The sequence below is a fragment of the Buttiauxella cochleicola genome (genome assembly GCF_021283185.1).
GTDB lineage: Bacteria > Pseudomonadota > Gammaproteobacteria > Enterobacterales > Enterobacteriaceae > Buttiauxella > Buttiauxella massiliensis.
This window is the reverse complement of the sequence record NZ_JAJSOS010000015.1, coordinates 86,605-109,021: the sequence shown is the minus strand read 5'-3', so window position 1 is coordinate 109,021 and position 22,417 is coordinate 86,605. Positions and strand designations below refer to the sequence as shown.

The following is a 22,417-nucleotide window of genomic DNA, read 5'->3' as shown; positions in this document are numbered from 1 at the left end:
CTTACAACAGTGATGCTACCTTCGAATGGACTTCAGCAGGCCACACGCCGCACTGTACCTGACCAATGTGCGGCTGTTGCAGCATCAGCATCACCAGGCGAGACTGGCCAATACCACCACCAATAGTTTGCGGCATTTCACCTTTGAGCAGTGACTGGTGCCACTCAAGTTGCAGACGATCGTCATCACCCGTTACGGCCAACTGGCGTTTTAAAGTTTCAGCGTCGACTCGAATCCCCATAGACGAGAGCTCAAACGCATCTTCGAGGATCGGGTTCCACACCATAATGTCACCGTTCAACCCTTTGAAATCGCCCTGACAGGCGGTTGACCAGTCATCGTAATCCGGTGCACGAACATCATGGCGTTTTCCATCTGCCAGTTTGCCACCAATACCAATCAGGAACACCGCGCCCAGCTCTTTGGCAATCGCACGCTCACGCCCTTTTGCATCAAGGTCGGGGAAACGCTGTTGTAGCTCTTCGCTATGAACAAAGTGGATTTGTTCAGGCAGGAAAGGCGTCAAACCGTATTGCTCGCTCACTGCGGCTTCCGTGGCTTTCATTGCCGCCCAGATGCTTTCTACAGTTTGCTTGAGCGTACCGAGATGACGTTCTCCTTCACCCATAACTCGTTCCCAATCCCACTGATCAACGTACACAGAGTGAATAGGGGTCAAACGGTCTTCATCGGGGCGAAGAGCTTTCATGTGCGTGTAAAGCCCTTCGCCCGCGCTGAAGTCGTGCTGGCCGAGTGTTTTTCTTTTCCATTTAGCCAGCGAATGCACCACTTCAAACTGCGCGTCAGGCAAGGTTTTCACCTTCACCTGCACCGCCTTTTCACAACCAGACAGATTGTCTTGTGTACCATCACCCACGCGGCTGAGAATCGGAGCCTGGACTTCCATCAGACCAAGCTTTTCTTCCAGTTGACGAGAGAAGTGGGACTTAACAAAACTAATCTGGCGTTGTTTAGCGATGTAGGCAGTTTTCATGGTTTTCTCTTTATTGTGTTGTTTTACTGACGATGATTAAGCAACAAACTCGGCATAACATTCAATAATCAACAATAAAAAAGCCTTACTGGTTTTCAATCGACTAATTTAAGGCTATAAAATCTGAACTATCGTTACTAATCATAGGAAAAAGTGATGGATAATTATCAGATCGACAATCTCGATCGCGGCATCCTCGACGCTTTAATGGCAAATGCGCGTACCGCTTACGCAGAACTGGCTAAACAGTTCGGTGTTAGCCCTGGCACTATTCACGTGCGCGTAGAGAAGATGAAACAGGCGGGAATTATTACCGGCGCACGCATCGATATCAGTCCCAAGCAGTTGGGATACGACGTTTGCTGCTTTATCGGCATCATTTTAAAGAGTGCGAAGGACTACCCTTCGGCACTGGCAAAACTGGAAAGCCTCGAAGAAGTCACCGAGGCGTATTACACCACCGGACACTACAGCATCTTTATTAAGGTGATGTGTCGATCTATCGATGCGCTGCAACAGGTACTTATCAACAAGATCCAAACAATTGATGAAATTCAGTCCACCGAGACACTGATCTCCCTCCAGAACCCGATCATGCGCACTATCAAGCCATAGCCGCTATTTTTAATACCCATATTATCCACAGGTAGATCGCAGGCCTTACACAGCGTACAATGCCCATCGTTTCGAAAAGGTGGGATCGCAATGACAGAAGTTACTCTGATTAGCGGCAGTACCCTGGGCAGTGCTGAATATGTGGCTGAACATTTAGCGCAGAAGCTAGATGAGGCGGGTTTTACGACCCAAACGCTGCATGGGCCACTGTTTGAAGATCTACAAACCAGTGGGATATGGCTGATTGTCTCTTCTACTCATGGAGCAGGTGATCTTCCTGACAATCTGCAACCGTTGTTCGATGCTATAAATGAAGAACGTCCGGATCTGAGTTCTCTTCATTATGGTGCAATCGGAATTGGTAGTCGTGAATACGACACTTTTTGCGGCGCAATTGAAAAATTGGACACCCTTCTGACGGAGTGCGGAGCTAAAAGAGTGGGCTCTTTACTCAAAGTGAACATCCTTGATCACGATATTCCGGAGGATCCGGCAGAGATTTGGGTCGGATCATGGAAGAATTTACTCCTGGATTTGTAAAGATCTAACTTTTATCTGTGTATAAGTATGCTTAAAACCTTGGGTTAAGCAGTAGTTATCCCAATAACAACTCCTGTTCACTTTTTGAGTTGTGCATAACTAGTGATTTTGATCCCAGCTTATACGTTCTGGGATCACCGATCATTCACAGCTAATGATCCTTCTTAATCACTTGATCTCTTTAGCATAAAAACGGTTATCCACAGAACATGCCGATCCTAATAAGAGATCATAATAAAGAGATCTTTAAATAAAAAAGATCTTCTTTTAATTACCTACGATCCCAATACTTTCTCGAAAGGCTAAAGTTAAGTAGAATCGCCAACCTCGGGAATCAGTCATCCCCCCATTTGCAAAACCGTGAGGCAGTACCATGTTTTATCCAGATCCTTTTGACGTCATCATCATTGGCGGGGGTCATGCAGGCACTGAGGCTGCAATGGCCGCTGCACGGATGGGCCAACAAACCCTTCTTTTGACTCACAATATCGACACTCTGGGACAGATGTCTTGTAACCCAGCAATCGGTGGTATTGGCAAGGGACATCTGGTTAAAGAAGTGGATGCTTTAGGCGGTTTGATGGCAAAAGCTATCGACCATGCCGGTATCCAGTTTAGGATACTAAACGCGAGTAAAGGCCCTGCAGTACGGGCTACTCGTGCTCAGGCAGACCGAGTGCTGTATCGCCAGGCGGTACGCACTGCACTGGAAAACCAGCCGAACCTGATGATCTTCCAACAAGCTGTTGAAGATCTGATTGTTGAGAACGATCGCGTTGTCGGTGCTGTCACCCAAATGGGTCTGAAGTTCCGCGCTAAATCCGTGGTACTGACTGTCGGTACGTTCCTGGACGGCAAAATTCATATCGGACTGGATAACTACAGCGGTGGCCGTGCAGGCGATCCGCCATCCATTTCGCTTTCACGTCGTCTGCGTGAACTGCCACTTCGTGTCAGTCGCCTGAAAACAGGCACACCACCACGTATCGACGCACGCACCATCGATTTCAGCGTACTTGCAAAGCAGCATGGCGATACCCCAATGCCGGTGTTCTCGTTCATGGGAAATGTGAACCAGCATCCTGCGCAAGTACCGTGTTACATCACGCATACGAACGAAAAAACGCATGACGTTATTCGTAATAACCTCGATCGCAGCCCGATGTATGCAGGTGTTATCGAAGGGATTGGCCCGCGTTACTGCCCGTCAATCGAAGACAAAGTGATGCGTTTTGCTGATCGCAATCAGCACCAAATCTTCCTTGAACCTGAAGGACTAACCAGCAACGAAATCTACCCGAACGGCATCTCCACCAGCCTGCCGTTTGACGTGCAGATGCAGATCGTCCGTTCGATGGAAGGCATGGAAAATGCGAAGATCGTGCGACCTGGCTATGCTATCGAATACGACTTCTTCGATCCTCGCGATCTGAAACCAACGCTGGAAAGTAAATACATTCAGGGTCTGTTCTTTGCTGGCCAAATCAACGGCACTACCGGTTACGAAGAAGCTGCGGCACAAGGCTTATTGGCTGGTTTGAACGCAGCACGCTTCTCTGCAGAGAAAGAGGGTTGGGCACCAGCTCGCTCACAGGCATACCTCGGCGTACTGGTAGACGATCTTTGCACCCTCGGCACGAAAGAACCGTACCGCATGTTTACCTCACGTGCTGAATACCGCCTGATGCTGCGTGAAGATAACGCCGATCTGCGTTTAACCGCTGTTGGCCGTGAAATGGGTCTGGTGGATGACGAACGTTGGGCACGCTTTAACGAAAAGCTGGAAAGCATTGAGCTTGAGCGTCAGCGTCTGAAAGACATCTGGCTGCATCCTCACTCTGAAAGTGTTGAAGAAGTGAACGCCAAGCTAAGTGCTCCACTATCGCGTGAAGCAAATGGCGAAGATCTGCTGCGTCGTCCAGAAATGACCTATGCTGAGATGATGCAACTGTCAGTATTTGCACCGGGTCTTCAAGATCCACAGTCTGCTGAACAGGTAGAAATTCAGGTCAAATACGAAGGCTACATCGTGCGTCAGCAAGAAGAGATTGAAAAACAACAACGTAACGAAAATACGTTGCTTCCTGCAACGCTGGATTACCGGCAGGTGAGTGGTCTTTCTAACGAAGTGATCGCTAAGCTTAACGATCACAAACCAGTCTCAATAGGCCAGGCATCACGCATTTCAGGGGTAACCCCGGCGGCGATCTCCATTTTGCTTGTCTGGCTAAAAAAACAAGGCCTGCTACGCCGTAGCGCCTGATTTATAAATTTTCAGGGCCAGGAATTCCTGGCCCGTTTTTTTGATGGGTATTGACCACAGTGCTTAACAAACTGAATCGCCTGCTGGAAAGCGCAGGCATTACGCTGCCAGAAAACCAGAAACAACAGCTGGTGGGTTATGTTGAACTGCTCCACAAGTGGAACAAAGCGTATAACCTAACCTCTGTTCGTCTTCCTGAAGACATGTTGGTACGCCATATTCTGGATAGTATCGTTGTAGAGCCGTACTTGCAGGGCTCACGTTTTATCGATGTGGGAACAGGTCCTGGTTTACCAGGGATCCCGCTGGCCATTGTGCGCCCGGACTCGCATTTTACGCTGCTCGACAGCCTCGGTAAGCGCGTACGCTTCCTGCGGCAGGTCCAGCATGAGCTTCACCTTGATAACATCACGCCAGTACAAAGCCGTGTAGAAGAGTTCCCGGCCGAGCCACCTTTTGATGGGGTTATCAGCCGTGCTTTTGCCTCAATGACTGACATGGTGACCTGGTGTAAACATCTGCCTGCTGAGCATGGTCGCTTCTATGCTCTCAAAGGATTGCGCCCGGATGATGAAATTGCAGCCTTACCCGCAAGCTTCACGGTTGAAGAAGTGATTCGTTTGCAGGTGCCAGAGCTTGATGGTGAACGTCATCTGGTGATGATTAAGCCAAACAAAAATTAATATTTATCAAAAAAAGGCGAAAAAGGATTGTTTCTTTTTGGTTAAAAAATCAAGAGAAAAGGCCTGAAATCTCTGGTTACATTTAACGTGAGTTTAACTTTTCTCTATCACTTTTTTAACGCGAAATGCAGAGTTAGGTTTAAAAGTAGTTAAGCATGAAAATATAACCCTGCTAAATATTACGTAAGTATCAAACGCGGATAATTGTTAAAATATAAATAAAAATGTCAATGAAATGTTTTAATGATGTTTCAGGCTATTTTAAATAGAGTAGACAGTAATCAGCTTATTTATCAGACATCTGTGTTTCGCACTTAATGAGACAGACAAATGCATAATGGCTGTGACATGTTTGATTTGTGATCTTGTGCACGCTTTATTAGGCGACTATTTCGGTTGTTTGCCCTTTTAGGGAAAATAACCAGTATTTAGAAAAAGTTGAAAAATAACTGCGTTGGAAAATATTTAAACATTTGTTCACCTTTTTGCTACTTATTGTTTGAAATCACGGGGCCGCACCGTATAATTTGCTCGCTTTTTGAGGCTTGACTCAAAGACGTAAAGGCAGTTTTATACCAGCGCGACATACCCCGAAGGGAGCAGGAGTTAGGATACGCCATGTCTGTGTCGCTATTGAGTAGAAACGTTGCTCGTAAGCTTCTGTTCCTTCAGCTTCTTGCAGTGATAGCAATTGGATTGCTGTTTTGCCTCAAAGACCCCGCGTGGGGTGCTTCTGCTTTTGGCGGAGGCCTGGCAGCCTGGTTGCCAAATGCTGTATTTATGAATTTTGCCTGGCGTCACCAGGTGCATACACCGTCAAAGGGCCGTTTGGCCTGGACCTTCGCTATCGGCGAAGTATTAAAGGTGATAGCGAGCTTTACCATACTGGTGGTGGCGTTAGCTGGTTTTAAGGCGGTCTTGTTGCCGCTTATTGTGACGTGGGTTTCGGTGCTGGTTGTGCAGATACTCGCACCAGCTGTAATTAACAACAAAGGGTAAGAGGCATCATGTCTGCAGGAGAAATCTCTACACCGCAGGAGTATATAGGCCACCATCTGAATAACCTTCAGTTGGACCTGCGTACTTTCTCGCTGGTTGATCCGTATCACCCCCCAGCTACCTTCTGGACACTCAATATTGACTCCATGTTCTTCTCCGTGGTTCTGGGTTTCTTGTTCCTGGTGTTATTCCGCAAAGTAGCAAAAAATGCTACTAGTGGTGTCCCAGGGAAATTCCAGACAGCAGTTGAGTTGGTCATCGGTTTTGTTAATAGCAGTGTCAAAGACATGTACCATGGCAAGAGTAAGGTCATTGCACCGCTTGCTCTGACGGTCTTTGTCTGGGTATTCCTGATGAACCTGATGGACCTGCTGCCAATCGATTTCCTGCCGTTCATCGGCGAGCATATCTTTGGCCTGCCAGCCCTGCGTGTGGTGCCGTCTGCGGACGTGAACATCACCCTGTCTATGGCGCTTGGCGTGTTTATCCTGATTCTTTTCTACAGCATCAAAATGAAAGGCATTGGCGGCTTCACGAAAGAGCTGACGCTGCAGCCGTTCAATCACTGGGCATTTATACCGTTCAACTTAATCCTTGAAGGTGTGAGCCTGCTTTCCAAACCTATTTCTCTTGGTCTGCGACTGTTCGGCAACATGTATGCCGGTGAATTGATTTTCATTCTGATTGCTGGTCTGTTGCCGTGGTGGTCACAGTGGATTCTGAGTGTGCCTTGGGCCATTTTCCACATCCTGATCATTACGCTGCAAGCCTTCATTTTCATGGTTCTGACGATCGTCTATCTGTCGATGGCATCTGAAGAGCATTGATTTTACTTACCACTACTGCGTTTTAACTGAAACAAACTGGAGACTGTCATGGAAAACCTGAATATGGATCTGCTGTACATGGCTGCCGCAATTATGATGGGCCTTGCGGCAATCGGTGCGGCGATCGGTATCGGCATCCTCGGTGGAAAATTCCTGGAAGGCGCAGCGCGTCAACCTGATTTGATTCCTCTGCTGCGTACTCAGTTCTTTATCGTTATGGGTCTGGTGGATGCTATCCCGATGATCGCTGTTGGTCTGGGTCTGTACGTGATGTTCGCCGTCGCGTAGTAAGCATTGCTTAATACACCAAGCAATATCAGAACGTTAACTAACAAAGAGGCATTGTGCTGTGAATCTTAACGCAACAATCCTCGGCCAGGCCATCGCGTTTGTCCTGTTTGTTCTGTTCTGCATGAAGTACGTATGGCCGCCAATCATGGCTGCCATCGAGAAGCGTCAACAAGAAATTGCTGACGGTCTCTCTTCTGCAGAACGTGCCAAAAAGGACCTTGACCTTGCACAGGCCAACGCGACCGACCAGCTGAAAAAAGCCAAAGGTGAAGCTCAGGTGATTATTGAGCAGGCGAACAAACGCCGTGCTCAGATCCTTGAAGAAGCTAAAACCGAGGCAGAGCAGGAACGTGACAAAATCGTTGCACAGGCTCAGGCAGAAATCGACGCAGAGCGTAAACGCGCTCGTGAAGAACTGCGTAAGCAAGTGGCTCTGCTGGCTATCGCCGGTGCCGAGAAGATCATTGAACGTTCCGTGGATGAAGCTGCTAACAGCGACATCGTTGATAAACTGGTCGCTGAACTGTAAGGAGGGAGGGGCTGATGTCTGAATTTGTAACTGTAGCTCGCCCCTACGCCAAAGCAGCTTTTGACTTTGCCGTCGAGCACCAAAGCGTTGATAACTGGCAGCATATGCTGGGTTTCGCCGCTGAGGTGTCTAAAAACGAACAAATAGCAGAGCTTCTTTCCGGCGCATTAGCTCCGGATACGCTCTCTGCGTCGTTTATCTCCATCTGTGGTGACCAGCTAGACGCCAATGGCCAGAACCTGATTAAGGTGATGGCTGAAAATGGGCGTCTGAAAGTTCTTCCTGATGTTCTTGAGCAATTCGTTCAACTGCGTGCAGCCCAAGAGGCTACCGTTGAAGTCGAAGTGACTTCTGCCAGCGCATTAAACGAAGACCAGCTTTCGAAAATCAGCGCCGCGATGGAAAAACGTCTGTCACGCAAAGTTAAGCTGAATTGCAAAATTGACAAGTCTGTAATGGCGGGTGTCATTATCCGCGCAGGTGATATGGTTATTGATGGTAGCGTACGCGGCCGTCTTGATCGCCTGACAGACGTCTTGCAGTCTTAAGGGGACTGGAGCATGCAACTGAATTCCACCGAAATCAGCGAACTGATCAAGCAGCGCATTGCTCAGTTCAGTGTTGTGAGCGAGGCTCACAACGAAGGTACAATCGTTTCTGTAAGTGACGGTATCATCCGCGTACACGGCCTGGCCGATGTAATGCAGGGTGAGATGATTTCCCTTCCGGGAAACCGTTACGCCATTGCACTGAACCTCGAGCGCGACTCTGTAGGTGCAGTAGTAATGGGTCCGTACGCTGACCTTGCCGAAGGCATGAAAGTTAAGTGTACTGGCCGTATTCTTGAAGTACCGGTAGGCCGTGGCCTGCTGGGTCGTGTGGTGAACACCCTGGGTGCACCTATCGATGGTAAAGGTCCGCTTGAGCATGACGGTTTTGCTGCCGTTGAAGCGATCGCACCTGGTGTAATCGAACGTCAATCCGTAGACCAACCTGTACAGACTGGTTATAAGTCCGTCGATGCCATGATCCCAATCGGTCGTGGTCAGCGTGAACTTATCATCGGTGACCGTCAGACAGGTAAAACTGCTCTGGCAATCGATGCCATCATCAACCAGCGTGATTCCGGCATCAAATGTATCTACGTTGCTATCGGCCAGAAAGCGTCCACTATCTCTAACGTGGTTCGTAAACTGGAAGAGCACGGCGCACTGGCTAACACTATCGTTGTTGTTGCAACTGCATCAGAATCTGCTGCACTGCAATACCTGGCACCGTACTCCGGTTGCGCGATGGGTGAATACTTCCGTGACCGCGGTGAAGATGCACTGATTATTTATGATGACCTGTCTAAACAGGCTGTTGCTTATCGTCAGATTTCCCTGCTGCTTCGTCGTCCACCAGGTCGTGAAGCTTACCCAGGCGACGTATTCTATCTCCACTCCCGTTTGCTGGAACGTGCTGCGCGTGTAAACGCTGAATACGTTGAAGCATTCACTAAGGGTGAAGTAACAGGCAAAACAGGTTCCCTGACTGCGCTTCCGATTATCGAAACGCAAGCGGGTGACGTTTCCGCGTTCGTTCCGACCAACGTAATTTCTATTACCGATGGTCAGATCTTCCTGGAATCAACACTGTTTAACGCCGGTATTCGTCCTGCGGTTAACCCGGGTATCTCCGTATCTCGTGTTGGTGGTGCTGCTCAGACCAAGATCATGAAAAAACTGTCCGGTGGTATCCGTACCGCTCTGGCACAGTATCGTGAACTGGCTGCGTTCTCTCAGTTTGCATCAGACCTTGACGATGCGACCCGTAAGCAGTTGAGCCATGGTCAGAAAGTGACCGAGCTCCTGAAACAGAAACAATATGCGCCGATGTCTGTTGCGCAGCAGTCTCTGGTTCTGTTCGCTGCTGAACGTGGTTACCTCGAAGATGTGGAACTGGCTAAAATCGGTAGCTTCGAAGCCGCTCTGCTGGCTTACGTTGACCGTGACCATGCTCCACTGATGCAAGAAATCAACCAATCTGGTGGCTATAACGACGAAATCGAAGGCAAGCTGAAAGGCATCCTCGATTCCTTCAAAGCAACTCAGTCCTGGTAAAGTCTGGCGGCTTGTCTTAGGGCAAGCCGCAAGGCATTGAGGAGAAGCTCATGGCCGGCGCAAAAGAGATACGTAGTAAGATCGCAAGCGTCCAGAACACGCAGAAGATCACCAAAGCAATGGAAATGGTCGCCGCGTCCAAAATGCGTAAAACGCAGGAACGCATGGCTGCCAGCCGTCCTTACGCAGAAACTATGCGTAAAGTGATCGGCCACCTGGCTTTGGGTAATCTTGAATACAAACACCCTTACCTGGATGAACGCGAAGTCAAACGCGTGGGCTACCTGGTGGTGTCCACTGACCGTGGTCTGTGTGGTGGCTTGAACACTAACCTGTTCAAAAAGCTGCTGGCTGACATGAAAGAGTGGTCCGATAAAGGCGTTCAAAGCGAAATCGCAATGATCGGCTCTAAAGGCGTCTCTTTCTTCAACTCTGTAGGCGGCAATATTGTTGCTCAGGTGACTGGTATGGGTGATAACCCTTCCCTGTCCGAGTTGATTGGCCCGGTGAAAGTGATGTTGCAGGCCTACGATGAAGGCCGTCTGGACAAGCTGTATGTTGTCAGCAACAAATTTATTAACACAATGTCTCAGGTTCCTACCCTTACCCAACTGCTGCCGTTACCGCCAGCAGAAGACGGCGAGTTGAAGAAGAAATCCTGGGATTATCTGTATGAACCTGATCCTAAAGCGCTGCTGGACACCTTGTTGCGCCGTTATGTGGAATCTCAGGTTTATCAGGGCGTCGTAGAAAACCTGGCCAGCGAGCAGGCCGCACGTATGGTGGCGATGAAAGCCGCTACCGACAATGGCGGCAGCCTGATTAAAGAGCTGCAGTTGGTTTACAACAAAGCTCGTCAGGCCAGCATTACTCAGGAACTCACCGAAATCGTCGGTGGCGCTTCCGCGGTATAACCAGGTTTACGTATTTAGAGGATTCGAGATGGCTACTGGAAAGATTATCCAGGTAATCGGCGCCGTGGTGGACGTCGAGTTCCCTCAGGATGCCGTACCAAAAGTGTACGACGCTCTTGAGGTTACAAATGGTAAAGACCGTCTGGTGCTGGAAGTTCAGCAACAGTTAGGTGGTGGCGTAGTTCGTACTATCGCCATGGGTACTTCTGATGGTTTGCGTCGTGGTCTGGAAGTTTCTAACCTCGATCACCCAATTGAAGTGCCGGTAGGTAAAGCAACTCTGGGTCGTATCATGAACGTCCTGGGCGAGCCTATCGACATGAAAGGCGATATCGGCGAGGAAGAGCGTTGGGCTATTCACCGTTCTGCTCCAAGCTACGAAGAGCTGTCAAGCTCTCAGGATCTGCTGGAAACCGGCATCAAAGTAATGGACCTGATTTGCCCGTTCGCTAAGGGCGGTAAAGTTGGTCTGTTCGGTGGTGCGGGTGTTGGTAAAACTGTAAACATGATGGAGCTGATCCGTAACATCGCGATCGAGCACTCCGGTTACTCTGTGTTTGCAGGTGTGGGTGAGCGTACTCGTGAGGGTAACGACTTCTACCACGAAATGACCGACTCCAACGTTCTGGACAAAGTATCACTGGTTTATGGCCAGATGAACGAGCCACCAGGTAACCGTCTGCGCGTTGCGCTGACCGGTCTGACCATGGCTGAGAAGTTCCGTGACGAAGGTCGTGACGTTCTGCTGTTCGTTGATAACATTTACCGTTATACCCTGGCCGGTACAGAAGTATCTGCACTGCTGGGTCGTATGCCATCTGCGGTAGGTTACCAGCCAACTCTGGCAGAAGAGATGGGTGTTTTGCAGGAGCGTATTACCTCCACCAAAACTGGCTCAATCACTTCTGTTCAAGCGGTATACGTACCTGCGGATGACTTGACTGACCCATCTCCAGCAACCACCTTTGCTCACTTGGATGCAACCGTGGTACTGAGCCGTAACATCGCGTCTCTGGGTATCTACCCTGCGGTAGATCCACTGGATTCCACCAGCCGTCAGTTAGATCCACTGGTTGTTGGCCAGGAACACTACGACACCGCGCGTGGCGTGCAGTCTATTCTGCAACGTTACCAGGAACTGAAAGACATCATCGCCATTCTTGGTATGGATGAACTTTCTGAAGAAGATAAATTGGTTGTAGCACGTGCGCGTAAGATTCAGCGCTTCCTGTCTCAGCCATTCTTCGTAGCAGAAGTCTTTACCGGTTCTCCGGGCAAGTTCGTATCGCTGAAAGATACTATCCGTGGCTTTAAAGGCATCATGGACGGCGAATATGACCATCTGCCAGAGCAGGCGTTCTACATGGTTGGTACTATCGACGAAGCCGTTGAGAAAGCTAAAAAACTTTAACGCCTTAATCGGAGGGTGACATGGCAATGACTTATCACCTGGACGTCGTCAGCGCGGAGAGCCAAATGTTCTCCGGTCTGGTTGAGAAGATCCAGGTAACGGGTAGCGAAGGTGAGCTGGGGATTTATCCTGGCCACGCCCCGCTGCTCACCGCCATTAAGCCTGGTATGATCCGCATCGTTAAACAGCACGGACATGAAGAGTATATCTACTTGTCTGGTGGTGTGATGGAAGTGCAGCCTGGCACGGTAACCGTGCTGGCCGATACCGCAATTCGCGGTCAGGACCTCGACGAAGCTCGAGCCCTGGAAGCGAAGCGTAAAGCGGAAGAGCGCATCCATAGTTCCCACGGTGATGTGGACTACGCTCAGGCTTCTGCTGAACTGGCTAAGGCGATCGCGAAACTTCGCGTTATCGAGTTGACCAGAAAAGCGATGTAACTACCTGCTTGAAAAGACAAATGCCAGCCAGGTTTCCCTGACTGGCATTTTTTTCGTCTGAACCTTTTACTGCTTCGTTAAAAACTCACCTGTTTTGAACGAACCATCAGCATTGCGTTGCAACGGGACTGGCAGCGTCAAAGACTGATAATCTTTTATGCTCAGTTGCTTACCTTCGCTGTTTTCTGTTTTACCATCCCGAATGAAATAGTTGCTGTTATCTACATTTCCGGTGATAGCGTCATCATATTTCCCCTCAACGCTACGCAATGAAATGTTATCGGTGAATTTACCCTGAGTTTCTGCGCGCCCATAAGGGCTTGGGCGGAAGATGTAGTTAAAGCGTTGGTTATCCACTGCGACGTTGTTCGCCACCACCAGTGCACCAGGGTTGAAGTTATCGGTAAAGCCATCGAGGTGGTTACCAATCGCAATGCTGTTATGGATTTCATGCGCGACAGGCTGCCCTTCCCCGCCCAATTTGAAACCGTTGCTGGTGTTGTTGCGGGCAATAGAGTTCTCGATCACCACAACGCCATTGGCACCATCTTCAATCTTGTTGAACAGGTCATAGCCATCATCAATATTGTCGTGCGCATAGCATCCTTCAAGACGGTTGCCATCACCCACACGCATCTTCACCGCAAAGCCATCAGCATTGATTTTGCCTGGGTCTTCATTACTGAAGGATTCAGCGTTAACAACCTTGTTGTAGCTTGCCCACAACGGGCGGCCTACATCAGAAGGAGATGAAATCTGGATGCCTGTGTCGTCATTTTTATAGGCGACTACACTTTCGATAAGGTTATGACTGCCCTGAACTCGCAAGCTCTTATCGGTAACTTCAATGCCTTTGACATGCCAGTAGTTGCCATCCAAAGCCAGGCCGCGAATCACGACTTTACCATCGGCCTCGAGGGTTTTCAGTTTGCCTTTTAAGCCACTGTCCGCTGTCGAAATGGTAGTAAGTGGGTACTCACCGCTGCTTAAGATGAGTTTTCCACCAGGAGAGACGAGAGAGATGGCACTGGCCAAATCAAGCGGTGCAGATTTAGAACCATTGTTACTTGATGCACCATCTGGCGCTACGTAAAGCGTATTACCCTCCATGTTTTTGACTTGCTCAACCATGAAGTTTTGGGTGACAGGGGTTTTGTCTTTACCGCTGGTCGGGGTAAACGTCACGGTGAAACGTGCTTGCTCTTTAAGTGTGGTTGGCAGAGTGAACATCTCTCCGGCCTTGGCCACTTTTTCCTGACCGATCACAACTTCATCCTGACGTACGGTGAAGTTGCCGTCATAGTTAGCGCGAGCCTGTACCACGTACTCGCTGGTGGTGCTTTTTGCTGGAGAGGCAATTTGCATCACAACAGGCCATGCTTTCGGCACGAAAGGTGTGGAAGCAACAGTATTTGCCGCGCTGGTTTCTAATGACGCATCACTGACGGTGATTTTTGCATTACGTGAAGCAAAGAAACCAACGTAGTACTGGCTTTTGTCCTGTACGGTGATGATATCAGCGCGTTTAACATTTTCAGAAACCCATGCATCGCTTCCGGCTGGAGCCCATGAAGTGACAAAACCCTCGTTGGTTCGCTCGAGCTTCATGCGGAAAGTCGGTGCTTTGCTCAGATCAATGGCTTCCTGATAGCTTTTACGAGAAATAGTTGAGCCGGTATTTCCCCATGGCTGAGTAATACCATCACGCGCAATGGCCTGCATTTTCACGCGTGATGCGTCCTTTTTATCCTGCGTCATGATGGCATTCATCACCATATTGGAAGCCGCAGGGAACTCTTCGTAGCCTTCCTTCAGCGGCTCCTGGCGCGGATTGCCTAATACATCCCTTACCAGCATCCCGGCACCTTCCTGCGCGGCCGGTTTCGCACCATTTTCAGGGCCAAACTGATCGACAGTGACTGTTGCCTGTAAGACAAAATTCTCACTGGCGGGTAATGCGGTATAGAAGAACGTTAATCCATCGTGAGAGTTAGCGATTTTACCGCCACGGCTTTCGATGGTGATGGGTTTCGAAAGGTCGACGGAATCCGCTGTTGCCAGCTTTTTACCATCGATCGTTACGTTGTTCACACCCACTTTTTCAGGTAAGACGTTAGATGAAAAGTTAACATCTGTTGATTGCCCGAAAGCAATCGCGTGCCAGATGGGTTGTTGCTCTGCGGTTGCTGGCAGGGATAAAGCCGCGCCGCAAAGCGTAAGAGCCAGAGGTATTTTTGACGCCATTATTATTCTCCTTATAAATGTCCAAGCCATTATCTATAAAAATGAAACGTTGTTTCTTTTATGCTTGTCACAAAGGGTGATTTTTAAAACACTAACATTTCAAATATGTGGAGTAGCTTTGTTTCCGGCCGAAAAGAAGTCTTAATCCACAGAGATCTATGGCTTTTGTTATTTCAGAAGTACTTTTTACGAGCTTATCCACCTACAATTGAGCACATGAGCAACTCAAAAGCGCATCAAGAGCCTGTTTTTTAGGCATCGCGTTTTTTGTTGCAAAATATGTAGAATTTTCAACGTGAAATCGTTTTACTTCCCTCTCAAATTAAAGTCAGGACGCGTATGTCAAACAATGCGATGAGCGTGGTTATCCTAGCCGCAGGCAAAGGAACCCGCATGTATTCAGACCTCCCGAAGGTATTACATACTCTTGCTGGGAAACCGATGGTTCAACATGTTATTGATGCGGCTAATAATTTAGGCGCGCAGCGTGTACATCTGGTTTACGGCCATGGCGGCGATCTACTCAAAAATACACTCAGTGATAGCTCTCTTAATTGGGTATTGCAGGCTGAACAGCTTGGTACCGGCCACGCCATGCAGCAGGCCGCACCTTTCTTTGCTGACGACGAAGACATTCTGATGCTTTACGGCGATGTGCCGCTTATTTCCGTCGAATCTCTACAGCGCCTGCGTGATGCCAAACCACAGGGCGGCATTGGTTTGCTGACGGTAAAACTCGACGATCCAACCGGTTATGGCCGTATCGCTCGTGAGAATGGCAAGGTCGTTGGTATTGTTGAGCATAAAGACGCGACTGAAGAACAACGCAAAATTGACGAAATCAACACCGGGATTCTGGTGGCGAATGGCGCGGATCTGAAACGCTGGCTAGCGAAGCTCGATAACAACAATGCTCAGGGTGAGTTCTATATCACTGACATTATCGCGCTGGCTCACCACGAAGGTCATGAAATCACCGCCGTTCACCCGGACCGTTTAAGTGAAGTGGAAGGCGTGAACAACCGTCTGCAACTGTCACGTCTTGAGCGCGTCTACCAAAGTGAGCAAGCTGAGAAACTACTGCTGGCAGGTGTGATGCTGCGCGATCCGGCGCGTTTCGACCTGCGGGGTGAACTGACGCACGGGCGTGATGTAGAAATTGATACTAATGTCATTATTGAAGGTTCGGTGACCCTGGGTCATCGCGTCAAAATTGGCACCGGCTGCGTTATCAAAAACAGCGTGATTGGCGATGATTGTGAAATCAGTCCATACACCGTTGTAGATGATTCGACCCTTGCGGCAGCTTGCACCATTGGGCCATTCACTCGTTTGCGCCCTGGTGCGGAACTGGCGGAAGGCGCACACGTTGGCAACTTCGTGGAAATGAAGAAAGCGCGCCTGGGCAAAGGCTCAAAAGCTGGGCATCTGAGTTACCTGGGTGATGCTGAAATTGGCGACAACGTGAATATTGGCGCTGGCACCATCACCTGTAATTACGACGGCGCGAACAAATTCAAAACTATCATCGGCGATGATGTTTTTGTCGGTTCTGATAGCCAACTGGTGGCACCGGTCACCGTTGCACGCGGTGCGACGATTGGCGCAGGCACGACGGTCACACGTAATGTTGGTGAAGATGAACTGGTTATTAGTCGCGTAAAGCAGACTCATATCCAGGGTTGGCAGCGTCCGGTTAAGAAAAAATAATTTTTAACCCTCTCCCAAGGGAGAGGGTTGGAGTGAAGGTTGTTCTCGAAAATAACCCGCTCCGTAGCAGTACTAAAACTATAACCCCACTCTCTACAAGGCTCGGGGCCCCGGAATACGGGATATTTACCCAAAGAATTTCGTGCGGCAGAAAGGTGGCAAACTTGAGAAACCCAGGGAGCTTACATCAGTAAGTGACTTGGTTGAGCAAGTGCAGCCAACGCATCTGCAGTGCGAAAGACAACGGGTAAAACAGGTCAGCGACAACACATGGCGTAATGCCATTATCAGGAATCTAATCTTATGTGTGGAATTGTTGGCGCGGTCGCGCAACGTGATATCGCTGAAATCCTTCTCGAAGGACTACGTCGTCTGGAATACCGTGGTTATGACTCTGCGGGCCTGGCTGTAGTAGACGAAAAAGGTCAAATGACCCGTCTGCGCCGTCTGGGTAAAGTGAACAAACTGGCCGAAGCTGCCGCAGAAACTGCGCTGCATGGCGGTACCGGTATTGCACACACTCGCTGGGCGACTCACGGCGAACCATCAGAAGTTAACGCTCACCCACATGTTTCCGAACATATTGTGGTGGTTCATAACGGCATTATCGAAAACTATGAACCGCTGCGCGAAGCCCTACAGGGTCGCGGTTACATCTTCGTTTCACAAACCGATACCGAAGTTATTGCTCACCTGGTTCACTGGGAACTGGAGCAAGGCGGTAGTCTGCGTGAAGCTGTGCTGCGTACCATCCCACAACTGCGTGGCGCTTACGGCACCGTTATCATGGACACCCGTAACCCAGACGTGCTGCTGGCAGCTCGTTCAGGTAGCCCGATGGTTATCGGCCTTGGCATGGGTGAAAACTTTATCGCATCCGACCAACTGGCATTGCTGCCGGTAACGCGTCGTTTCATCTTCCTTGAAGAAGGCGATATCGCGGAAGTGACTCGTCGCTCCGTAACCGTATTCGATACCAAAGGTGAGCAGGTTAAACGCCCGGATATCGAATCTAGTCTGCAATATGACGCGGGCGACAAAGGCATTTATCGCCACTACATGCAGAAAGAGATCTACGAACAGCCGAACGCGATTAAAAATACCCTGACTGGCCGCATTAGTCATGGCGCTATCGATCTTTCTGAGCTTGGCCCGCAAGCCAACGAAATGTTGTCTCAGGTTGAGCACATTCAAATTGTCGCGTGTGGCACTTCCTACAACTCGGGCATGGTTTCACGTTACTGGTTTGAATCACTGGCAGGCGTGCCGTGCGATGTCGAAATCGCTTCTGAGTTCCGTTACCGTAAATCAGCGGTGCGTCGTAACAGCCTGATGATCACCCTTTCCCAGTCTGGCGAAACGGCTGATACCCTTGCAGCGTTACGTTTGTCCAAAGAATTAGGTTATTTAGGTTCGCTGGCGATCTGTAACGTTCCAGGTTCTTCCCTGGTGCGTGAATCCGACCTCGCGCTGATGACCAACGCGGGCACTGAAATCGGCGTGGCATCCACCAAAGCGTTTACCACTCAGCTTACCGTTCTGCTGATGCTGGTGGCGAAACTGAGCCGCCTGAAAGGCGGGGATGCTGCGATTGAGCAAGACATCGTTCATGGCCTGCAGGCGCTGCCAAGCCGTATTGAGCAGATGCTGTCTCAGGACAAACGCATTGAAGCGCTGGCTGAAGATTTCTCAGACAAGCATCATGCGCTGTTCTTAGGCCGTGGCGATCAATACCCAATCGCAATGGAAGGCGCGCTGAAGCTTAAAGAAATCTCTTACATTCACGCTGAAGCGTATGCGGCAGGCGAGCTGAAACACGGCCCGCTGGCGCTGATTGATGCAGATATGCCGGTTATCGTTGTGGCTCCAAACAACGAGCTGCTTGAAAAGCTGAAATCGAATATCGAAGAAGTGCGCGCGCGTGGCGGCCACCTGTATGTATTTGCAGATAAAGATGCAGGCTTTGCCAGCAGCGACAACATGCACATCATTGAGATGCCGCATGTAGAAGAAGTTATTGCACCTATCTTCTACACCGTACCGTTGCAGTTGCTGTCTTATCACGTTGCGCTAATTAAAGGCACCGACGTTGACCAGCCACGTAACCTGGCAAAATCAGTTACGGTTGAGTAATTGCTCTGATCGGTAATACAAAATAAAAAAGGCCGGTTGCGCTAAGCACAACCGGCCTTTTTACTGCTAAATCAATTCTCTTCCTGCGTCACCAGTTTTGGTTCTTCAGGGGATTTCAGCAGAACCCACAAGACAATCGCCCCGATTACATCAAACACCGAAAGCACAGCGAACAGCGGGCTGAAACCAACCGTGTCGGCCAGAGCCCCCACAACCAGTGCAAACATGGTGCTGGCGGTCCAGGCTGCCATGCCGGTAAAACCGTTGGCGGTGGCAACTTCGTTTGAATCAAACATGTCGGAAGACAGTGTAATCAACGCACCAGACAGTGACTGGTGAGCGAAGCCACCAACGCATAGCAATGCAATTGCCACCATTGGGCTGCCAAACAAACCGACCATGCCTGGCAGAATCATCAGCGCGGCACCCATTGTGACCACTAGTTTGCGGGAAACAACAATATTCACGCCGAAGACTTTCTGGAACATACCCGGCAAATAACCACCAATAATGCAGCCAAAATCGGCGAACAGCATCGGGATCCAGGCAAACATAGCGATATCTTTGAGGTTAAAGCCGTAGGTGTGCACCATAAACAGTGGGATCCACGCGTTAAACGTCCCCCATGCAGGTTCAGCCAGGAAACGCGGCAGAGCGATACCCCAAAACTTGCGCTGTTTCAGCAGGTGGCCAATGCGAACCTTTTCAACCTTTGGCTTTTCTGGCTGGCCGCCAGTGATATACAGATATTCATCTTTCGATAGTGATTTGGTTTTTGACGGACGGTTATATGTGAAATACCAGCCAGCGGCCCACAGCACGCTGAAAACACCGACGATAATAAACGCCAGTCTCCAGTCCCTGATATAGATTGCCCATGCGACCAGTGGAGGGGCAATCACCGCGCCAATAGAGGAACCAACGTTGAAATAGCCGACGGCGACTGAACGTTCAGTATCCGGGAACCATTCAGTTACTGATTTCAAACCAGCAGGTATCATCGCACTTTCGGCGAAACCGCCGAGGCCACGGAACATTGCCAGGCCTTTCCAGCCAGTCGCGAATGACGCACCAATGCAGAACACGCCCCACATCAGGCCGAAAATGGTGTAACCCACTTTTGTACCCAATGTATCAAGCAGATAACCGGCAATAGGTTGTGCAATGGTGTAGCACGCCGAGAATGTCGCAATAATGTAAGAATATTGCTGGGTGGTAATGTGCAGATCGCTCTGTAATGTTGGCGCTGCGGCAGAAATAGTATTTCGGGTTAAATAGCAAAGAATGGTGCCTAATGTCACCAGTGACAGCATAAACCAGCGCTTGTGGCCTGTTTTGCGCATAATGAATCCCCGTTTTTCAAGCAATAAGTGGCCTGACCGCTGCAAGGCAGCAGGCAAATAAATAATTCAGAGGAGATAAAAATCAGCGGCGCTTCAGAAGACGTCGAGGATTCTGGTTTGGCCCATCCTGGACTTGTTTTTGTTATGCAGATCACACTATGCGTTGATAATGAACCTGTGTTTCACTTTTATTTGTGATTAATCTCAATTTTTTGTGGGTAATCTACCCCTAACGGGTAGCGTATGTGACGTGTGTCACATTTTTTTAAGTGATGGGTTAATGGTAATTATGCAAAATTTGAATAAAACGCATCGCAAAATGCCCACTGATTCACCCATACGAATTAATAAATACATTAGCGATTGCGGTATCTGCTCCCGCCGTGAGGCCGATCGTTACGTTGAGCAGGGCGAAGTGTTTATTAACGACAGCCAGGCTAGTTTTGGCGCTCAGGTATTTTCCGGTGATGTGGTGAAGGTAAACGGTCAGCTTATTGTGCCGCGTGATGACAACGATCTCGTGCTGATGGTTTTGAATAAGCCTGTGGGCATCATCACTACAATGGAAAAGAGTGTGCGCGATAACATCAGCGGTCTCATTCATAGCGACAAACGCGTTTCCCCTATCGGGCGTCTGGATAAAGATTCGCAGGGGCTCATTTTACTGACCAACCACGGTGATGTAGTTAATAAAATTCTGCGTGCCGGTAACAATCATGAAAAAGAGTATGTGGTCACCGTCGATAAGCCGATAACTGACGAGTTTATTATTGGAATGGGCGCGGGCGTTCCGATACTTGGCACGGTAACCAAACACTGTAATGTGACGAAAGAATCTGAGCTGATATTTCGTGTTATTTTGGTGCAAGGACTGAACCGCCAGATCCGCCGGATGTGTAAATATTTCGGTTATGAAGTGACCCGGCTTGAACGTGTCCGCATCATGAATATCCACCTGCAAGGCCTGGCATTAGGGGAATCACGCCATTTGAGCTGCGAGGAAAAACGCGAATTATTGAGACGGATTGAGGGCTCAGAATCTGCAATGTGACAGGCGTAACTTGGTTGCAAAATCGCCTGTCATAAAACTGTCATAATTCGTACATTTAACTGTCACTAAACTGTCCTATTTTCTATCCTGCATCCACTAAACAATGAATTACGTTAATACCCAAATAATTCGAGTTGCAGGAAGGCGGCAAAAGAACGAATCCCGATGAGCTTAGTGAACTAAGTGATTCGGGTGAGAGAGTGCAGCCAACGCATCTGCAATTTGAAGTATGAGGGGTATATCACCTCTGCAGGAGACACTATGAAAGCTATGCGTACCACTGTCGCAACTGTTGTCGCCGCGACCTTATCCCTGACTGCTTTTGGCGCAAACGCCGCTGCAAGCCTGACTGGTGCCGGTGCAACATTCCCTGCGCCGGTGTATGCCAAATGGGCAGATACCTACAATAAATCAACTGGTAACAAAGTAAATTACCAGGGTATCGGCTCCTCCGGTGGCGTTAAACAAATCATTGCTAACACTGTAGATTTCGGCGCATCTGATGCTCCGCTGTCTGACGATAAACTGCAACAAGAAGGGCTGTTTCAGTTCCCGACTGTTATCGGCGGTGTCGTTCTGGCAGTTAACCTGCCGGGCGTGAAATCTGGTGAGCTGGTGCTCGATGGTAAAACTCTGGGTGACATCTACCTGGGCAAAATCAAAAAATGGGATGACGAAGCAATAGCTAAACTCAACCCAGGCATGAAACTGCCACAGCAGAATATCGCAGTTGTGCGTCGTGCTGATGGTTCCGGTACTTCCTTCGTCTTCACCAGCTACCTGGCGAAAGTAAACGAAGAGTGGAAAACCAAAATCGGTGCGGGCTCAACGGTAAACTGGCCAACGGGTCTGGGCGGTAAAGGTAACGACGGTATCGCAGCCTTCGTTCAACGTCTGCCTGGTTCAATTGGCTATGTTGAATACGCTTACGCTAAGCAAAACAACCTCGCTTATACCAAACTGGTATCTGCTGATGGTAAACCAGTAGCGCCTTCTGAAGAGAACTTTGCCAATGCGGCGAAGGGTGCAGACTGGAGCAAATCATTTGCTCAGGATCTGACTAACCAGAAAGGTGACGCTGCGTGGCCAATCACGTCCACAACCTTCATCCTGGTTCACAAAGAGCAGAAAAACCCAGAGCAAGGTGCTGAAGTACTGAAGTTCTTCGACTGGGCTTATAAAGACGGTGCAAAACAGGCGAGTGACCTGGATTACGCCGCCCTGCCAGACGCTGTGGTTGAGCAGGTTCGTGCGGCATGGAAGACCAACGTGAAAGACAGCTCCGGTAAGGCGCTTTATTAATTAACGAAAAAGGCGGATGGCACTTA

19 protein-coding genes and 1 pseudogene are annotated in these 22,417 nt (G+C 49.3%); 17 read left to right on the top strand and 3 right to left on the bottom strand.

From position 1 onward, the window contains the following. Position 1: 1 nt before the first annotated feature. A complete protein-coding gene (gene asnA / locus LVQ76_RS20065; RefSeq protein ID WP_232922328.1) occupies positions 2 to 994 on the bottom strand; it encodes an aspartate--ammonia ligase in 993 nt (330 codons plus the stop codon). 156 nt (positions 995 to 1,150) lie between these two features. On the opposite strand from asnA, the gene asnC reads away from it, so the two are divergent. The 13 genes from asnC to LVQ76_RS20000 all read left to right on the top strand — a co-directional run bounded on the left by asnC (position 1,151) and on the right by LVQ76_RS20000 (position 12,608). Next, complete coding sequence (asnC, locus tag LVQ76_RS20060) at positions 1,151 to 1,609, top strand: transcriptional regulator AsnC (RefSeq protein WP_034499887.1); 459 nt, start codon at positions 1,151 to 1,153, stop codon at positions 1,607 to 1,609. A gap of 90 nt (positions 1,610 to 1,699) precedes the next feature. Further along, positions 1,700 to 2,149 carry an FMN-binding protein MioC gene (mioC, locus tag LVQ76_RS20055; RefSeq protein WP_064555894.1) on the top strand — a complete coding sequence of 150 codons (450 nt, stop codon included), beginning with the start codon at positions 1,700 to 1,702 and terminating at the stop codon, positions 2,147 to 2,149. A 373-nt stretch (positions 2,150 to 2,522) separates the two neighbouring features. After that, positions 2,523 to 4,412, top strand: coding sequence for a tRNA uridine-5-carboxymethylaminomethyl(34) synthesis enzyme MnmG (gene mnmG / locus LVQ76_RS20050; RefSeq protein ID WP_232864007.1), 1,890 nt, complete (start codon positions 2,523 to 2,525; stop codon positions 4,410 to 4,412). A 59-nt stretch (positions 4,413 to 4,471) separates the two neighbouring features. Beyond that, positions 4,472 to 5,095 (top strand): 16S rRNA (guanine(527)-N(7))-methyltransferase RsmG, encoded by a 624-nt coding sequence (gene rsmG, locus LVQ76_RS20045; protein ID WP_151993918.1) that lies wholly within the window; start codon positions 4,472 to 4,474, stop codon positions 5,093 to 5,095. A gap of 618 nt (positions 5,096 to 5,713) precedes the next feature. Next, complete coding sequence (gene atpI / locus LVQ76_RS20040) at positions 5,714 to 6,094, top strand: F0F1 ATP synthase subunit I (protein ID WP_064541969.1); 381 nt, start codon at positions 5,714 to 5,716, stop codon at positions 6,092 to 6,094. Between the two features lie 8 nt (positions 6,095 to 6,102). After that, positions 6,103 to 6,921 (top strand): F0F1 ATP synthase subunit A, encoded by an 819-nt coding sequence (gene atpB / locus LVQ76_RS20035; protein WP_034460700.1) that lies wholly within the window; start codon positions 6,103 to 6,105, stop codon positions 6,919 to 6,921. Positions 6,922 to 6,969: 48 nt separating this feature from the next. Next, complete coding sequence (atpE, locus tag LVQ76_RS20030) at positions 6,970 to 7,209, top strand: F0F1 ATP synthase subunit C (RefSeq protein WP_004393045.1); 240 nt, start codon at positions 6,970 to 6,972, stop codon at positions 7,207 to 7,209. Positions 7,210 to 7,270: 61 nt separating this feature from the next. After that, positions 7,271 to 7,741 carry a F0F1 ATP synthase subunit B gene (gene atpF, locus LVQ76_RS20025; RefSeq protein ID WP_034460698.1) on the top strand — a complete coding sequence of 157 codons (471 nt, stop codon included), beginning with the start codon at positions 7,271 to 7,273 and terminating at the stop codon, positions 7,739 to 7,741. A 14-nt stretch (positions 7,742 to 7,755) separates the two neighbouring features. Further along, positions 7,756 to 8,289 (top strand): F0F1 ATP synthase subunit delta, encoded by a 534-nt coding sequence (gene atpH / locus LVQ76_RS20020; protein WP_064514880.1) that lies wholly within the window; start codon positions 7,756 to 7,758, stop codon positions 8,287 to 8,289. 12 nt (positions 8,290 to 8,301) lie between these two features. Further along, positions 8,302 to 9,843: a F0F1 ATP synthase subunit alpha gene (gene atpA, locus LVQ76_RS20015; RefSeq protein ID WP_124025053.1), complete on the top strand. Its 1,542-nt coding sequence runs from the start codon at positions 8,302 to 8,304 to the stop codon at positions 9,841 to 9,843. A 50-nt stretch (positions 9,844 to 9,893) separates the two neighbouring features. After that, complete coding sequence (atpG, locus tag LVQ76_RS20010) at positions 9,894 to 10,757, top strand: F0F1 ATP synthase subunit gamma (RefSeq protein WP_115631717.1); 864 nt, start codon at positions 9,894 to 9,896, stop codon at positions 10,755 to 10,757. A 28-nt stretch (positions 10,758 to 10,785) separates the two neighbouring features. Next, positions 10,786 to 12,168, top strand: a complete 1,383-nt coding sequence (atpD, locus tag LVQ76_RS20005; protein WP_064514874.1) for a F0F1 ATP synthase subunit beta — start codon at positions 10,786 to 10,788, stop codon at positions 12,166 to 12,168. 20 nt (positions 12,169 to 12,188) lie between these two features. Then, on the top strand, positions 12,189 to 12,608 hold the full coding sequence (locus tag LVQ76_RS20000) for a F0F1 ATP synthase subunit epsilon (protein WP_124025055.1): 420 nt from the start codon (positions 12,189 to 12,191) through the stop codon (positions 12,606 to 12,608). Positions 12,609 to 12,674: 66 nt separating this feature from the next. On the opposite strand, the gene LVQ76_RS19995 is transcribed toward LVQ76_RS20000, so the two are convergent. After that, positions 12,675 to 14,852 carry a right-handed parallel beta-helix repeat-containing protein gene (locus LVQ76_RS19995; RefSeq protein ID WP_232922327.1) on the bottom strand — a complete coding sequence of 726 codons (2,178 nt, stop codon included), beginning with the start codon at positions 14,850 to 14,852 and terminating at the stop codon, positions 12,675 to 12,677. Positions 14,853 to 15,191: 339 nt separating this feature from the next. Between LVQ76_RS19995 and glmU the strand changes: the two genes are divergently transcribed. Together glmU and glmS are read left to right on the top strand one after the other, a co-directional pair. Beyond that, complete coding sequence (gene glmU / locus LVQ76_RS19990) at positions 15,192 to 16,562, top strand: bifunctional UDP-N-acetylglucosamine diphosphorylase/glucosamine-1-phosphate N-acetyltransferase GlmU (RefSeq protein WP_232864005.1); 1,371 nt, start codon at positions 15,192 to 15,194, stop codon at positions 16,560 to 16,562. A gap of 303 nt (positions 16,563 to 16,865) precedes the next feature. Further along, the gene (glmS, locus tag LVQ76_RS19985) at positions 16,866 to 18,695 is read left to right on the top strand and encodes a glutamine--fructose-6-phosphate transaminase (isomerizing) (protein WP_232864004.1); all 1,830 of its coding nucleotides are present in this window, start codon (positions 16,866 to 16,868) and stop codon (positions 18,693 to 18,695) included. Between the two features lie 71 nt (positions 18,696 to 18,766). Here glmS and LVQ76_RS19980 read toward each other — a convergent pair whose 3' ends face one another. After that, positions 18,767 to 20,038 (bottom strand): MFS transporter, encoded by a 1,272-nt coding sequence (locus tag LVQ76_RS19980; RefSeq protein WP_232922326.1) that lies wholly within the window; start codon positions 20,036 to 20,038, stop codon positions 18,767 to 18,769. A 319-nt stretch (positions 20,039 to 20,357) separates the two neighbouring features. Between LVQ76_RS19980 and rluF the strand changes: the two are divergent. Both rluF and pstS read left to right on the top strand, forming a co-directional pair. Next, positions 20,358 to 21,080: pseudogene (gene rluF / locus LVQ76_RS19975) on the top strand (23S rRNA pseudouridine(2604) synthase RluF); the annotation flags it as partial. Between the two features lie 270 nt (positions 21,081 to 21,350). Beyond that, positions 21,351 to 22,391 carry a phosphate ABC transporter substrate-binding protein PstS gene (gene pstS / locus LVQ76_RS19970; RefSeq protein WP_232864002.1) on the top strand — a complete coding sequence of 347 codons (1,041 nt, stop codon included), beginning with the start codon at positions 21,351 to 21,353 and terminating at the stop codon, positions 22,389 to 22,391. Positions 22,392 to 22,417 lie beyond the last annotated feature (26 nt).

Excerpts from the sequence above, each read along its gene's own strand:
- asnA (WP_232922328.1), bottom strand. The coding sequence starts at position 994 with ATGAAAACTGCCTACATCGCTAAACAACGCCAGATTAGTTTTGTTAAG.
- asnC (WP_034499887.1), top strand. The coding sequence starts at position 1,151 with ATGGATAATTATCAGATCGACAATCTCGATCGCGGCATCCTCGACGCT.
- mioC (WP_064555894.1), top strand. The coding sequence starts at position 1,700 with ATGACAGAAGTTACTCTGATTAGCGGCAGTACCCTGGGCAGTGCTGAA.
- mnmG (WP_232864007.1), top strand. The coding sequence starts at position 2,523 with ATGTTTTATCCAGATCCTTTTGACGTCATCATCATTGGCGGGGGTCAT.
- atpI (WP_064541969.1), top strand. The coding sequence starts at position 5,714 with ATGTCTGTGTCGCTATTGAGTAGAAACGTTGCTCGTAAGCTTCTGTTC.
- atpB (WP_034460700.1), top strand. The coding sequence starts at position 6,103 with ATGTCTGCAGGAGAAATCTCTACACCGCAGGAGTATATAGGCCACCAT.
- atpE (WP_004393045.1), top strand. The coding sequence starts at position 6,970 with ATGGAAAACCTGAATATGGATCTGCTGTACATGGCTGCCGCAATTATG.
- atpH (WP_064514880.1), top strand. The coding sequence starts at position 7,756 with ATGTCTGAATTTGTAACTGTAGCTCGCCCCTACGCCAAAGCAGCTTTT.
- atpA (WP_124025053.1), top strand. The coding sequence starts at position 8,302 with ATGCAACTGAATTCCACCGAAATCAGCGAACTGATCAAGCAGCGCATT.
- atpG (WP_115631717.1), top strand. The coding sequence starts at position 9,894 with ATGGCCGGCGCAAAAGAGATACGTAGTAAGATCGCAAGCGTCCAGAAC.
- atpD (WP_064514874.1), top strand. The coding sequence starts at position 10,786 with ATGGCTACTGGAAAGATTATCCAGGTAATCGGCGCCGTGGTGGACGTC.
- LVQ76_RS20000 (WP_124025055.1), top strand. The coding sequence starts at position 12,189 with ATGGCAATGACTTATCACCTGGACGTCGTCAGCGCGGAGAGCCAAATG.
- LVQ76_RS19995 (WP_232922327.1), bottom strand. The coding sequence starts at position 14,852 with ATGGCGTCAAAAATACCTCTGGCTCTTACGCTTTGCGGCGCGGCTTTA.
- glmU (WP_232864005.1), top strand. The coding sequence starts at position 15,192 with ATGTCAAACAATGCGATGAGCGTGGTTATCCTAGCCGCAGGCAAAGGA.
- glmS (WP_232864004.1), top strand. The coding sequence starts at position 16,866 with ATGTGTGGAATTGTTGGCGCGGTCGCGCAACGTGATATCGCTGAAATC.
- LVQ76_RS19980 (WP_232922326.1), bottom strand. The coding sequence starts at position 20,038 with ATGCGCAAAACAGGCCACAAGCGCTGGTTTATGCTGTCACTGGTGACA.
- pstS (WP_232864002.1), top strand. The coding sequence starts at position 21,351 with ATGAAAGCTATGCGTACCACTGTCGCAACTGTTGTCGCCGCGACCTTA.